This is a genomic window from Microvirga sp. M2, from assembly GCF_047497095.1.
Taxonomy (GTDB): domain Bacteria; phylum Pseudomonadota; class Alphaproteobacteria; order Rhizobiales; family Beijerinckiaceae; genus Microvirga.
Genome location: NZ_CP134064.1, coordinates 1,174,940 through 1,188,697, shown reverse-complemented (window position 1 = coordinate 1,188,697; position 13,758 = coordinate 1,174,940). Strand labels below are relative to the sequence as shown.

The following is a 13,758-nucleotide window of genomic DNA, read 5'->3' as shown; positions in this document are numbered from 1 at the left end:
CGATCGGACCCGGGTCGGCGACGCCGTATGCGCCTCGCCCGTGCGACCGGAAGACGACGGTCCTGTTCCCGTTCGGCAGCAGCCGATCTTGATCGGCTCACTCCGCCCGGGACCGGTTACCGTGGCAGCGCCGGTTTGGCCATACGAAACCAACACGCTCGCGCCGGCTTCGTTAGGCGCTCTCAGTGCAGGATCTTGCCCAGAAAATCTCGCGCTCGCTCGGATTTCGGTGCCGAGAAGAATTCCTGAGTTGGCGAAATCTCCACAATCGAGCCGGCATCCATGAAAACCACCCGGTCAGCCACCTGGCGGGCAAACCCCATCTCGTGCGTGACGCACAGCATGGTCATGCCGTCGCGGGCGAGTTCCGCCATCACGGCTAGGACTTCGTTGATCATCTCGGGATCGAGCGCCGAGGTCGGTTCGTCGAACAGCATGACTTCGGGATCCATAGACAGCGAACGGGCAATAGCGACCCGCTGCTGCTGGCCGCCCGAGAGCTGGCTGGGATACTTCCGTGCATGCGCCGTCAGGCCGACGCGGTCCAGCAGAGAGAGAGCCTTGGCTTCAGCGTCTCCACGCGAACGCTTTAGCACCTTGATCTGGGCGATCGTCAGGTTTTCCAGCACCGTGAGGTGAGGAAACAGTTCGAAGTGCTGAAACACCATGCCGATCCTCCGGCGCAGCTCCGGCAATTTCACCCCGGCCGCCTTGATGGACCGGCCCTGAAAGAGGATGTCCCCCTTCTCGAAGCTCTCAAGCCCGTTGATCAGCTTGATCAGAGTCGATTTGCCCGACCCCGACGGACCGCAGAAAATGACGACCTCGCCCTTTCCCACCTGCACGCTACAATCGTGCAAGGCCTGAAAGTCCTGATACCACTTTGAGACATTCTTCAGTTCGATCATCATCTTGTCGATCCCTGCTGCAATTTCCGGACCAGGCCGCTGAGGCTCGAGCAGATGGCCCAATAAACAAGTCCGGCGAAAACCAGCATCTGCATGAGGTTGCCGTCGCGCTCGCCGATGCTGACCGCGTTGCGGAAGAAATCGCCGAGCGAGATCACATAAACCAGCGAAGTATCCTGGAAGATCACGATGCACTGCGTCATGATGATCGGCAGGACCGCGCGGAAGGCCTGCGGCAGAATGATATGGCGCATCGACTGCATGTAGGTCATGCCGAGCGACGCGGACGCGTTGAACTGGCCCCGGGACAGACCGATGATGCCTGAACGGACGATCTCGGCGAAGAACGCCGATTCAAGCAGCACGAACGCCACCATCGCCGACACCAGGCGAATATCGACGCTGGGCGAAATGTTGAAGACGGCCTTCAGGGCCTGCGGCACGATGAGATAGAACCACAGTAGCAGCATCACCAGGGGAATCGATCGGAAAAGGGTGACGTAGATCCGCGTGAATGCCTGCAGGAACCTGCTTTTCGACGCTGCGAACAGAGCAAGCAGCGTCCCCCCTAGAAGCCCTCCGATGATGGCAACGAATGTCACTTGAAGGGTGATCGTGATGCCGGTGCCTATGATACCCCATGCGGACGCAATGTTCTGGAAGAACTCCATTTCCGTTATCCTCTCACCATGCCAGGGAGGGCTGCACGCCGCCTGACCAGACCCATCACCTGCAGGATGACGAAATTGAGCAGCATGTAAGCGACGGTCACGACGATAAAGGACTCGTAGGGTTGAGCGGTATAATCGACCAATTGCCGCGCCTGTCCGCTAAGCTCCAGCAATCCGATCGTGGACGCGACGGCCGAGTTTTTCGAAATAATCAGGAACTCCGACGTCAATGGGGGAAGGATCTTCCGGAAGGCCTGCGGCAAGAGGATATGGCGAAAGCTCTGCATCGTCGTGAAGCCGAGGGAGAGGGACGCCTGGAGCTGACCGCGCGACAGCGCTCCGATGCCGGCCCGCATCTGCTCGCAGATGCGGGCGCTGGTGAAGAAGCCGAGCGCGAGCACCGACATCATGAAGACTTGGGTCATGGGCGTGATGCTCTTGATCCAGTCGCCGACAGCGGTCGGCAGGATCTCGGGCACGACGAAGTACCAGATAAAGAACTGCACGATCAGTGGGGTATTTCGAAAGACCGAGACGTAGACCGCACCGATCACGTCGCCCACCCGGCCGGGCCACGCCCGGACAATTCCGAGCGCGGTGCCAAGCAGCAGCGCAAGGAGCCATGCCGCGATCGTCAGTGCCGACGTCACGATGAGCCCGTCGATGACCCAGCCGAGATATGTCGAGTTTTCGCCTGTGGCGACCGGCTGCAGCAGAGCGTCCCAACTCCAGTTATAGGCCATAATTTTGGTTTCCCTGCTTCAGCCGACCGCCGCGCTCCGTCAGTTCAGGATGTTGCTGTTGGGCTGAGCGAACAGGCCCTTGAGATCATCCGACATCGGAAAATCGAGGTTGAGGTCGCGGGGCGGGATCGGCGACATGAACCACTTCTGGTAGATCTGAGCAGCCTTACCCGAGGTCTGCAGGTCGGCTATCGTCGTGTCCAGAAGCTGCTTCATCTGCGCATCGCCCTTGCGCACCATGCAGGCATAGCTTTCACGGGACTGCGGCGTGCCGGTGATGGCGTATTTGGAAGGGTCCTTCGCCTTTGCCCGCTCGCCAGCCAGCAGCGCATCATCCATCATCATGGCTTTGGCACGCCCGGTCGACAGCATCAGGAAGGATTCAGCGTGGTCCTTGGCGCTGACGATGTTCATGCCCATCTGTCGCTCGGTGTTCATCTTTCGCAGCAGGATTTCCGAGGTCGTCCCCGCGCCGACAACGACATTCTGCCCCTTGAGGTCGGGCAAATCGCTGATGCCCGAGTCCTTCGGCGTCAACAGCCGCGTTCCTACGACGAAGATGCTGTTGGTGAAGTCGACCTGCTTCTCGCGGGACTCATTATGCGTCGTAGTCGTGCATTCAAAGTCGATAGTCCCGTTCTGCAGAAGCGAGATGCGGTTCTGCGACGTGATCGGCAGTTTCCTGACCTCCAGATCCGGGCGCCCGATCTTTGCTTTGATCTTCTCGATGACGGCGTCGGTGACGTCCATGGAGTAGCCGATTGGGTTCTTGGCGTCGTCGTAATAGGAAAAGGGTATCGATGCCTCGCGATATCCGACCACGACGACGCCGTCCTCCGCGATTTTTGCCAAGGTGCCGTCCAGCCCCGTCGTCTGTGCGTGAGCGGTCGTTGCGCCCACGCCGATCAGCGCGGCCGTCGCGACACCCGCGAGATATTTTGCAATCGCCATCTTCATTCGGTTTCTCCCTTGTTGTTCAATATTGCGGACACATCGATCACGTACATTTGCCGCTCGTGTTCGTGCATCGAGTCGATGCAGACGCGTTGGCCATCCTGGCTCCATCGCGGATGCAAATCGCAGCGATTTTCCTTGGTCAGGTTCGGATCGGCATAGAAGCTGCCGACATCGTGACGGATGTTCCCTTCGACATCGAAAAGGATGAGAACCCTCTCGTTCGTCGCTGAATCCGGGTAAGTGTCTGTCAGAAGCCATCTTTTGTTGACCGGGGAATAGGTCATATGACCGTTTTCGGTCAGGATGCCGTCACCGACGATCGTAACCTGCGCTGGATGAACATCTTCGTAAAGATGATAGTGGATTGCCCCGCCATGCGGCCCCCACACGATGATATGGCGATCATCGCGCCACAGGGGGTGGGAAATCTGGTACTCCGACTTTTCGTAATCGAAGGTGCCGACCTGACTCGGATCGAAATCCTCGGCCAGTTGCGGCAGCGGGTGGTCCGAACATTCCAGGATCCGCACGTCGTTGCCGCCGGGACCCATCGTGATCAGGCGATGCAGGAAGCAAGTTTCATCCTCGACCCGTTCGGTCCAGCGATGCAGGAAAAGAACCCGGTCCGAGGACGGGTTGATCTCGATATGGCTGACCCAGTGCATTGCCCTGTCCATCGACGGCCGGTGATCCAGCGCCTTCAGCTCCGCATAGCTGATCAGCAGCCGGATCTCGCCCGTTTCCAGATCGACCCGGTGGATGCCGTCGTCGTCGGGACACAGTGGCAGGTCGCTTTTCGCGCCATCCTGCCCGACATAGCCGATCGTCTTGTGCGTGATGTACAGCCGCTCGTAATCGACCGCCAGGGCATAGCGGCCATTCGGCGCCGCGACATAGATGGGTGCGTCGAGTGCGCGCGACTCTCCGGTATCCAGGTCGTGGATGACCGAGCCGAAGCCCGGATACAGGCCGCCCTTTGCACGCACGTTGTAGATCAGGCGACGGCTGGTCGCAGCGTCCAGCCACTGCAGCTGACTTCCCATCTGCCAGTTCCAGGCGGTCGTTGCGCCTATGACGTGAAAGGCGCCGTCGCGTGCCATATCGAAAAAGCCGACTTCGGCAACTGAATCCGCTTTGATCTCGAAGTCGCGTGCCGGGACGCGGTGACCAAGCAGCAATCGATCCTGCGCGCCCCAGTTGGTCTTGTCGTAGTAGCCAAAAAAGTGATGTCCCGCATCGTTGCCAACCCGTTGCACAAGCGGAGTTTGCTTCAGGGCTTTGTTCGACGATTCAAGGGTAAAATTCACAGATGCCTCACTGGTCAGCGCGTCATATTGGACCTGCCAGAGGCCAACCTAGTGGCGACCATGAATGCTGAAAAATACTTTATTGACACATCTCTATGCATGTTTGGTATAGTCTTTGCCGCAAGTCCGAGGGTGAGAGCGGGTGTCTAAGCCTTATAGTTTTCAACAAATTCAAGCCTTTAAGGCTGTCATGGAGACCGGCACGACCACCACCGCCGCGATAGCGCTGAACACGACGCAGCCGTCGATCAGCCGGAAGCTGGCAGATTTCCAACGTGCGACTGGGCTCAAGCTGTTTGAGCACCATCACGGCCGGCTCCGGCCGACTCGGGAGGGGCGCCAGCTCTATGAATCCGTTCGGCGGAATTTCGAAGGGCTCGAGAAGATTGAGACGGCCGTCGGCATCCTGCGCAAGTCAGGCGCCGGCGTTCTGCGTCTAGGAAGCACCTCCACCTTGGCCACAGGCCTGCTGCCGCAGGTGATCAAGCGTTTCCTGGCTCAGTTTCCTGGTACCTTCGTCGGGCTTCAGACCCTGCCGACGCCTCAGCTTGCGGATCTGCTGAACCAAAACCTGATCGACCTCGCCGTGACCACGGGTGATGTGGACCCATCGATCTTTGAAACCCGTATCATGACGACGACCTCAGCCGTCTGCATAGTTCCGCAGAACCACCCGCTGGCGCGCGCAGAATGGGTCGATCTGGAAGAACTGCGCAGGCATCAGATGATCCTGCTCAACGATTCGGACAACATAGTGATCCGCATGCGTGAGCTGCTGGCTAGGCTCGGCGCTCCGGAGAACATCGTGGTCGAGACGAACTCCTCGATTACCATCTGCGCGCTCGTCGTGGCGGGGGTGGGCGTCGGAATCGTGAATCCCTACATCGCGAACACCATGTCTCAAGGGCTGGTCATCAAGGAACTGCGTCCCTCCATTCGCGTCGATGTATCGCTGGCCCGCTCCATGACGCTTGCTCCGTCACTTCTAGGCGAAGCTTTCTCCCGTCTGCTTGCCGACTCGACTGCCTAGCGCATCGTGCGAAGAAGTGGACCCGGTTTTTCGCCAGAACGATGCGCTCATCTAAGGAGGGAGCATCGGACGTGGGTTCGACGTCACGTCCGATGCTCCAGCATGTCGGCGCCATAAACTGAGACGCCGCTCCCTCCCAGAGGCGGCGTCCCGAATGATTATCGCTGGACCAGCAAGGCCTCAGAACCTCCAGGTGAAGTTGCCCTTCAGGCCATGGTCCTGAGCCCGCTCGCCGATCTGGCCCTGGTAGCTCACGCCCAGGCTGATATCCTGTGTCGCCTGCCAGTCGAGGCCGGCCTCGGCCACCAGCGCATCCCGATCCACCGGCACACCGGCCGCCGCGAACGCCGCCGTGCCGTTGCCGAAGGCCAGAAGGGCAACCGGCTCGACATCGCCATAGGCATGCCGCCACCCCACCAGGCCCCGCACCATCAGCGGCACGTCGGCGCCCAGCCGGGCTTCGGCCCGCAGCCCCACCGTCGTGGTGCCGAGATCGTAGCCGCGCGCAAAGCCGGTGAGAGCCGCCGCGCCGCCCGTCTCGCCGAAACCGTCGGTGTGCAGGCGCAGGATCGATGCGCCCACGAAGGGCTCCAGGATCGCAATACCGGCCTCGAAGCGGTAGCCGAGCTCACCGAACGCCTGCGCCGTCCAGCCGTTGTAAGAGGCACTCAGATTATCGCTGAAGCCCGGGAAGACGACCCGGCGGCTCGTGTCGATGTCATGGATCGCATAGGAGGTGCCCAGGCGCAGGTTCAGCCCGCCCCAGGTGCCGGAGCCGTAGAGCGCCCCGAACACGCTCTCGTTCGAGCCGGAGGACAGGCGCCCGTCGATGTCGAAGGTGGTGCGCGTGAATCCGCCCGCAATGCCGATCCGATAGGCTTGGTCGAAGGTTGCGTCCGCGCCGATCGCAAAGCCGCCCGTGGCCGTGTCCATGCCGGCCGCATTGCCATGGCCGTCGAGCTTGCCCCATGAACCGAAGGCCGTGCCCCACAGGGCGAAACGGCGCGGATCCAGGGTCGGCACCGGAACCGGCGTCGGGAGCGGCGCCACGCCGGGCAGATCGGCCGCGAACGCCGCCGCCACCGTGGCGGGCGAGCCGGCCGGCTGCCGCAACCGGCCGAGCACGGCGTTCCGGATCTCGCGCGCATCGCCGTAGGCGCTCGTGGCCGCCGAGGCATGCACCTCGCCTGAGAGCGCGTCGAAAGCGGACCGTGCATTCGCAGCATCGAGCTGGACCAGGGCATTGTAGACCATGTGGCCTGCCCCAAGAGCTTCTGCGCCCGCCGCTGCCGCAGACTGATTTCTTGTTTCGGCAACCTCCGCAAAGGAGACCGCATTTCGCGACAAGGCCAGTTGAATGGTATCGGCGGTGTAGAGCAGCGAGGGTTTGAGAAAGGCGAAATTCGATGTCACGCCGGCGAAGGTCCCGCTGACACCACCTTGGGCCGTTAGAATCGTGTAGTTGGTCAGAGGTGCGTAAGCGCCTGAAGCCGCCAGAACCTGCACCGTGCCGCCAGTCAGGTTGGCTTTGCCGGCAGCATCGATCCGGTCGTTCTCACCGGCGGCATTCACCTCCACCTGGTAAATCGACCCTGCCCCGAAGCTCACATCCCCGGCGACTTTCAAGGCGCCAATGGAGTTGCCGGGAGCGACGGTCCCGTTGGAGCCAGCGGCGATACCGCCAACCGTGCCATTCCCGCCGAGGATGCCACCGGATCGGACGTTGACCTGAGACCTGGCCAGGGAACCGTTCACCGCCAACGTGCCGCCATTCACGAGCGTGCTGCCGCTGAAGGTGCTGGTGCCCGTCAGGTTAAGTCGGCCATCGCCCGATTTCGTGAACGTCCCGTTGCCCGTGAGGGAACCACCAAAGGTCGAAGCGCCATTCTGGTTCACGACAAGATTGCCGTTGCCGAGGTTGAGCCGTCCGGCGCCCCCCGAGAGACCTGCGACCGTCTGGCTTCGGCCACTGAGATCGAAGGTGCCGCCGTCGATGACAAGGTCGGTCTCAGGATTGAGGCCGGAAGCGAGTTGGATCGAGCCACCCTGGACAACCGTTGACCCAGTGTAGCGATACTCGCCACTCAGGAGGAGCAGTCCGGTTCCCTTCTTGACCAGCGCGCCGCTGCCGTCGAGGTCGCCTGTGTAGTCATAGTCACCTGTCTGGTTGAAAACGAGCGTACCATTGTTTTTGGTGTCCGCCTTCAGGTCGCCACTCACGGTGCCGTTGCCGACCAGCAGGGAACCATCCTTCATGATATCGACCTTGCCGCCGAGGCTCCCGGTCAGGAGGATTGCGCCCTGCGAGATGGACAGGGTCCCACCATAGCCGCCGCCGTTGCCGGTCAGCGCAAGGGTTCCGATGCCCCTCTTCCTCAGGCCGCCCGTGCCGGTGATCGTCCCCGATAGGGTGGCATCGGCGCCGTTGGTGTCGATGACGCCGCCGCCGCTGCCGAGCATGAGGCTCTTGAACCCCGTGCTCCCCGCGATGACCCAGGTGCCGTTATCAAGCAGGACGTTGCGGACGCCTTGGAAACCGCCCGTCAGCCGCGCACCTGTCTTCAAGGTTACATCCGTCCCACCTGCCGGAACGGCCAAGTTGTCGTCGACGATCATGCCGCTCGCGGCAGTGCCGCCGCCAAGGACCAGGTTCACGGTTGCCGGCGAGGCGATAGCGGGGCGAATGACTTCGAGAAGACGTCCGTTATTCTCCGTCAGGGACGAACGCTCGGACGCATCGATTGTAACCGATCCGACATCCCTCAGATTGACCGAGATCGATGGCCCGCCCGAGCGGATGACCGCGCCCTCCATCGATACGGTGCCACCCTCATTCACGCGGATCGCGGCAGCCTTCTCCGCCGTGATGGTGCTGTCGACGATACTGAGCGTGCCGCCAGGGCCCGCAACGGCACCGAACGAATTGACTCCCTTGGTGCGGACGGAGGTGCCGCCGCTAAGGGTTATCTCGCTGCCGGTGAAAGCGGCGACGCCATAGCTCAGATCGCCATTGGTCGTGATCGTTGTGCCGTCGAACAGGAGGCTCGCATGCAAGACCGGAGGCGGATTGGCGTATTCGTCCGCCCATGTCTGCGCATAAGCCCCGTATGAGCCGGCTCCATGGGTCGTGATGGAGCCGCCCTCCATCGTGACAGCGGAGTTGGTGTTCCCGATCCCGTGAGCCTGCTGGCCTTCAGTCGTGACCCCCGTGTCGATCAGTGAGACCGACGACCCTTCGCCCACCACCAGTCCGAGCGCATCATCACCGCTGGTCGAGAGCGTCGACGACGTAATCCCGGCACTGGCCCTCTGCACCCAGAGACTTTGTGAGCCCTCCCCTGTCGTCGAGACCGTGCTGCCCGAGAGATCGAGATCGGAGCCATCCTGGGCGAGAATCCCGGATGCGTAGTCTCCGGACGTCGTGATGCTGCTGTTAACAACAGTCCCTTGGATGCCGGAACCATAACCGAGGAAAATTCCGTCGGCATTCAGCGAACCAACGATCTCAGCGTTCGAGACGATGGCCGACGATCCGTCGCCCCGGACATTCACGACAGATGAGAAATACGCACTGTTGCTGATCCTGCCACCGATGAGATTGAGCGTGCCGCCGCTCTCAATCGAAATCACGTAATCGCCATCCCTGCTGGCAGAGATGTCGGCCGAACTGGTGAAGCGGCCGCCATCCTTCACAATGACGGCCCCGGCGTTCAGCATGTTCGAGAGAATGCTTCCGCCGTTGAAGGTGGCGTCGCCGCCCTTGACGAACACCGCCGAGGACGAGGTCCCGCCCACGGTATCGGATCCCTGGGAAACGACGGCAACCCCGTTCATCGTCGCGGTGCCCTCAACGTACAGGCCGACCGCGTTGTTGCCTGTCGTCGTGATGCTGCCCCCGTACATCACCCCAGTCGCGCCCTGGTCGACGGCAACCGTCCTCGCGTTGTTGGTCGTGGTCGAGAAATCCTTGCCGGTTTCGGTCTGCGTTCCGGTGGTCACATGCCAAGGATCAGCCTGCAAGGCAGTCCCGGAACCGAAGAGGCCAAGGGCGGAGCAAAGAATCGGGAGCGCAGTGCCGCTCGACAACCTTGCCTTGTGCTTGAACGAATTATTGATTGGTTTCTTGTTGTCGCGTGCCATCGTGTGCCCCGGCCATGAATCTCTGCATCGTCCGGCGGCGACAAAGCATATCTTCCTAGCGCATACAACTGTAACAGGACCACTTACCCACGAGCCAAAGTGCCCCGCCGGAACGCAGTAACGATACCGTCCGGATGCGTGCACTCCCCGTCGTTGGCGGTGGAAGGCTCTGTCCTGGGAACTGGAACGGTGCCTCAAAGGGCCCGATGACCTGCTTCGGTCAAGCGGCGGAACCTGCATGTTCTCCGGACCGGCATGGGGCCGGCCCGGCGTCAACGCCTTTCGCAATCGACGGGCGTGAGCCACCGCATCCCGCATGTCAGCTGCAAAGCCAAGGGGCACGCTCAACCATTCCAGAGGGAAAATGGGCGTTGACACGGGGGGGGCTTGGGCGAAGCGAGGTGGACGTGATCGCTCAGAATCCGCAGCGATCTGGGTTTCACGACCCATGCACAGATCGCTCGCTACCCCCTAAGGACGAGCGCCGCTTTCACCGGGTTAGTGAAAAATAGTATTGGCTTCGTATCTTTCATATCCATAATTGAATTTGTGGCAGCAACTGCTATTATTTCGATTGGATACTATTATGAAATAACGACAAGTTCTTGTATTTATCAGGATCGTTCAGCACAATACTTTGATAAGGCATAATGAACACGGCGCGATGGAGGTGGCGCCGGCCCGGTGGGAGTCTGCGGGTGTACAAACAAAACTGTCGGACACAGCGAGCGGCAATTTTGCGCGCACAAACGCGCGCTCCAGTATTCATGCTTATGGCCACTCTCGTGGGATGCGCAGTCGGGCCTGACTACATGCCGGAGCCTGCACCAGTTCCCGCAGCCTACAAGGAGCTCAAAGGCTGGAAGGTGGCGGTGCCCGCCGACGCACTTCCGCGAGGCGACCGGTGGGGCTTCTACAAGGATCCCAGTCTGCATCTTGCCTGTTGCAGCCTGAGTCCTGGTGCAGCTTGAGCGCAGCGGAACGGGAACTCTTGCGATCACGCTCCTTCCACATTGGATGCGCCAACCCGATCCGAGGGCCAGCCGCGTTGATCGAGCCGATGGCGCTATCGTTGCGGAGTGGCTTTTTTATCTTGGACAGCCTTGCTCGGATCAGTGTTCGTGAGCAAGCGATCCGCCGATGCGGCAGCCGGAGGGTCGCTGTCCTCAAGAGCTTCTGACCCGCAGCGCCTGGGACCATGGCCGACCTTGAACCCCGATAGCGCTTGCAGCCGGTGAGTTCTCGGTAAGGCTCAGCCACGCCGGCGCGGCCTCAGGCCGATGGCCTTGGATGTGAGCTGCAGCAGCTTGGCCGCAAGCGACGCCATCAGATGGCTTGAGTGGAACCATACAACCAGCGACTGCTGGTGGCGCGGATCTCACGCAATGCCCGGCACCTCTCTACGGCATGTCGGGGCCATGAGTGGCGGCTCCCCGTCGGAGCTCAACAGAGAGCGCCGGGGCCATTGTTGTCGGTCTCGTGAGCCCCCTTGCCGGCTCGGCGACGGCTCTCGTGCTCCGCGTGGAGACAAGTCCCGAACCAGGGACCATTTTACGGCGTTGGTACGAGACATCGCGACGGCTCAGCCGTCAGCGGTTTCACGGAGGACGCTGCCATGGCCGGTGCCGTTCGATCTCACCTCATTTGGGTTTTCATTGGAATTCTCGGTGCTTTTGCCTTGGCGCTGATCGCCGTCGAGCGCGGCGAGCACGTCAATGCGCTCTGGATCGTCGTGGCGGCCATCGCAACCTATCTCATCGCCTATCGCTACTACTCGCTCTTCATCGCCCGGCGCGTGATACAGCTCGATCCGGATCGCGCCACCCCGGCCGTTCGGCACAATGACGGGCTCGACTACGTGCCGACCAACCGCTACGTGCTGTTCGGCCACCACTTCGCCGCCATCGCCGGGGCGGGACCTCTTGTCGGACCCGTGCTCGCCGCCCAGATGGGCTATCTGCCCAGCGTCATGTGGATCCTGGCCGGCGTGGTGATCGCCGGCGCGGTGCAGGACTTCATGGTGCTGTTCGTCTCCATGCGCCGCGATGGCCGCTCCCTGGGTGAGCTGATCCGAGCGGAGCTTGGGCCGGTGCCGGGCATCATTGCCCTCTTCGGCACCTTCATGATCATGGTCATCATCCTGGCCGTGCTCGCGCTGATCGTCGTCAAGGCCCTGGCCGAGAGCCCCTGGGGCACCTTCACGGTCGCGGCCACAATCCCGATTGCCATCTTCATGGGATTCTACCTGCGTTACATCCGGCCGGGCGCCATCGGCGAGGTCTCGGTCATCGGCTTCGTGCTGCTGATGCTGGCCATCGTGTACGGCCAACCTGTTGCCGCGAGCTCGACCTGGGGCCCCGCTTTTACGTTCACCGGCACGCAGTTGTGCTGGCTCCTCATTGCTTATGGGTTCATCGCCTCGATCCTTCCGGTCTGGCTGCTCCTGGCACCGCGCGACTATCTCTCGACCTTTCTCAAAATCGGCGCCATCGCGGCACTGGCGCTCGGCATCGTGGTGGTGGCGCCGGACCTCAAGATGCCAGCTCTCACCCGCTTCGTGGACGGTACCGGGCCGGTCTGGTCCGGGACCCTGTTCCCGTTCCTGTTCATCACCATCGCGTGCGGGGCCGTATCGGGCTTCCATGCCCTGATCGCGTCCGGCACCACGCCGAAGCTCATCGACAACGAGGTGAATGCCCGCTTCATCGGCTATGGTGGCATGCTGATGGAGTCGTTTGTGGCCATCATGGCCTTGGTCGCAGCCAGCATCATCGAGCCCGGAATCTACTTCACCATGAACAGCCCCTCCGCACAGATTGGGACAACCGCCGAGAGCGCTGCTGCCCAAGCCACCGCATGGGGCTTTCCCGTGACGCCGCAGCGAATCGAGGAAACGGCGCGAGACGTGGGCGAACACAGCATTATCTCCCGCACCGGCGGCGCACCGACGCTGGCGGTGGGCATGGCGCAGATCTTCTCCAATCTCGCCGGCGGCAAGACGATGATGGCCTTCTGGTACCACTTCGCGATCCTGTTCGAGGCGCTGTTCATCCTCACCGCAGTGGATGCGGGAACGCGGGCCGGCCGCTTCATGCTGCAGGATCTGCTCGGGGTCTTTATGCCCAGGTTCCGTGACACGGCCTCATGGGGATCGAGCATCGCTGCCACGGCCCTGTGCGTCGGCGCCTGGGGATACTTCCTGTACCAGGGTGTCACGGATCCGCTGGGCGGAGTGAACACATTGTGGCCCCTGTTCGGAATCTCGAATCAAATGCTGGCGGCGGTCGCCCTCGTGCTGTGCACGGTGGTGATCTTCCGGATGAAGCGGGAGCGCTATGCCTGGGTGACGATCCTGCCGGCGGCGTGGCTGGTCGTGTGCACGTTGACTGCCGGTCTGCAGAAGATCTTCCATCCCGATCCGGCCATCGGCTTCCTGTCGCACGCCAGCCGGTTCTCGGACGCGCTTGCCCGGGGCGAGGTGCTGGCGCCGGCCCGGGATCCGGGCCAGATGAGCCAGATCGTCTGGAACGATCGCATCGACGCGGCGCTGTCGGTTCTGTTCGTGCTCGTGGTGGTGAGTATCCTCTATTACGGTATCCGGTCGTGCTTGGAGGCCTATCGGGCTGACCGCTGGACCGCCCGGGAGGCGTCGGCTGCGGGAGATCTCTTGGAAGAGGATGCCGCCGCCGCGGTCTCCGCCATGCGCTGAGGAGAGCCGTCATGCCTGACACCAATCTCAGCAATCGCTGGAGCGGGTTCGCCAAATGCCTGTGCCAGGGCGCCCGCCTGATGGTGGGCGTTCCCGACTACGACACCTATGTCGAGCACATGCTGCGGACACATCCTGACCGGCCGGTCATGAGCTACGCGGAGTTCTTCCGTGAGCGCCAGAACGCCCGCTATGGCGCCGCGGGTGGGAGCGGTCTTCGCTGCTGTTGACGCGAAACGCCTGCCCCGTAGAGGGGACATGCCATGATGGCAGCCACGCCCCCCAATATCTCC

Annotated in this window: 9 protein-coding genes; 3 read left to right on the top strand and 6 right to left on the bottom strand. The window is 61.8% G+C overall.

Going from position 1 to position 13,758, the window contains the following annotated elements; genetic code table 11:
* Positions 1 to 182 precede the first annotated feature (182 nt).
* From RE429_RS25200 to RE429_RS25180, 5 genes are read right to left on the bottom strand one after another with little or no spacing between them, the layout of a single operon-like run.
* Positions 183 to 908: an amino acid ABC transporter ATP-binding protein gene (locus RE429_RS25200; RefSeq protein ID WP_414475918.1), complete on the bottom strand. Its 726-nt coding sequence runs from the start codon at positions 906 to 908 to the stop codon at positions 183 to 185.
* Positions 908 to 1,579 carry an ABC transporter permease subunit gene (locus RE429_RS25195; protein ID WP_414474482.1) on the bottom strand — a complete coding sequence of 224 codons (672 nt, stop codon included), beginning with the start codon at positions 1,577 to 1,579 and terminating at the stop codon, positions 908 to 910. The genes RE429_RS25200 and RE429_RS25195 overlap by 1 nt, the downstream gene beginning before the upstream one ends.
* 5 nt (positions 1,580 to 1,584) lie before the next feature.
* On the bottom strand, positions 1,585 to 2,322 hold the full coding sequence (locus tag RE429_RS25190) for an amino acid ABC transporter permease (protein WP_414474481.1): 738 nt from the start codon (positions 2,320 to 2,322) through the stop codon (positions 1,585 to 1,587).
* A 39-nt stretch (positions 2,323 to 2,361) separates the two neighbouring features.
* Positions 2,362 to 3,273, bottom strand: coding sequence for a glutamate/aspartate ABC transporter substrate-binding protein (locus RE429_RS25185; protein ID WP_414475917.1), 912 nt, complete (start codon positions 3,271 to 3,273; stop codon positions 2,362 to 2,364).
* A gap of 2 nt (positions 3,274 to 3,275) precedes the next feature.
* On the bottom strand, positions 3,276 to 4,586 hold the full coding sequence (locus RE429_RS25180; protein ID WP_414474480.1) for a hypothetical protein: 1,311 nt from the start codon (positions 4,584 to 4,586) through the stop codon (positions 3,276 to 3,278).
* Positions 4,587 to 4,776: 190 nt separating this feature from the next.
* On the opposite strand from RE429_RS25180, the gene RE429_RS25175 reads away from it, so the two are divergent.
* Positions 4,777 to 5,616: a LysR substrate-binding domain-containing protein gene (locus tag RE429_RS25175; protein WP_414474479.1), complete on the top strand. Its 840-nt coding sequence runs from the start codon at positions 4,777 to 4,779 to the stop codon at positions 5,614 to 5,616.
* A gap of 180 nt (positions 5,617 to 5,796) precedes the next feature.
* On the opposite strand, the gene RE429_RS25170 is transcribed toward RE429_RS25175, so the two are convergent.
* The gene (locus RE429_RS25170; RefSeq protein ID WP_414474478.1) at positions 5,797 to 9,636 is read right to left on the bottom strand and encodes an autotransporter domain-containing protein; all 3,840 of its coding nucleotides are present in this window, start codon (positions 9,634 to 9,636) and stop codon (positions 5,797 to 5,799) included.
* A gap of 1,735 nt (positions 9,637 to 11,371) precedes the next feature.
* Here RE429_RS25170 and RE429_RS25165 point away from each other — a divergent pair.
* Both RE429_RS25165 and RE429_RS25160 read left to right on the top strand, forming a co-directional pair.
* On the top strand, positions 11,372 to 13,465 hold the full coding sequence (locus RE429_RS25165) for a carbon starvation CstA family protein (RefSeq protein ID WP_414474477.1): 2,094 nt from the start codon (positions 11,372 to 11,374) through the stop codon (positions 13,463 to 13,465).
* An 11-nt stretch (positions 13,466 to 13,476) separates the two neighbouring features.
* The gene (locus tag RE429_RS25160) at positions 13,477 to 13,695 is read left to right on the top strand and encodes a YbdD/YjiX family protein (protein ID WP_414474476.1); all 219 of its coding nucleotides are present in this window, start codon (positions 13,477 to 13,479) and stop codon (positions 13,693 to 13,695) included.
* Positions 13,696 to 13,758: the final 63 nt, after the last annotated feature.

Excerpts from the sequence above, each read along its gene's own strand:
- RE429_RS25200 (WP_414475918.1), bottom strand. The coding sequence starts at position 908 with ATGATCGAACTGAAGAATGTCTCAAAGTGGTATCAGGACTTTCAGGCC.
- RE429_RS25195 (WP_414474482.1), bottom strand. The coding sequence starts at position 1,579 with ATGGAGTTCTTCCAGAACATTGCGTCCGCATGGGGTATCATAGGCACC.
- RE429_RS25190 (WP_414474481.1), bottom strand. The coding sequence starts at position 2,322 with ATGGCCTATAACTGGAGTTGGGACGCTCTGCTGCAGCCGGTCGCCACA.
- RE429_RS25185 (WP_414475917.1), bottom strand. The coding sequence starts at position 3,273 with ATGGCGATTGCAAAATATCTCGCGGGTGTCGCGACGGCCGCGCTGATC.
- RE429_RS25175 (WP_414474479.1), top strand. The coding sequence starts at position 4,777 with ATGGAGACCGGCACGACCACCACCGCCGCGATAGCGCTGAACACGACG.
- RE429_RS25165 (WP_414474477.1), top strand. The coding sequence starts at position 11,372 with ATGGCCGGTGCCGTTCGATCTCACCTCATTTGGGTTTTCATTGGAATT.
- RE429_RS25160 (WP_414474476.1), top strand. The coding sequence starts at position 13,477 with ATGCCTGACACCAATCTCAGCAATCGCTGGAGCGGGTTCGCCAAATGC.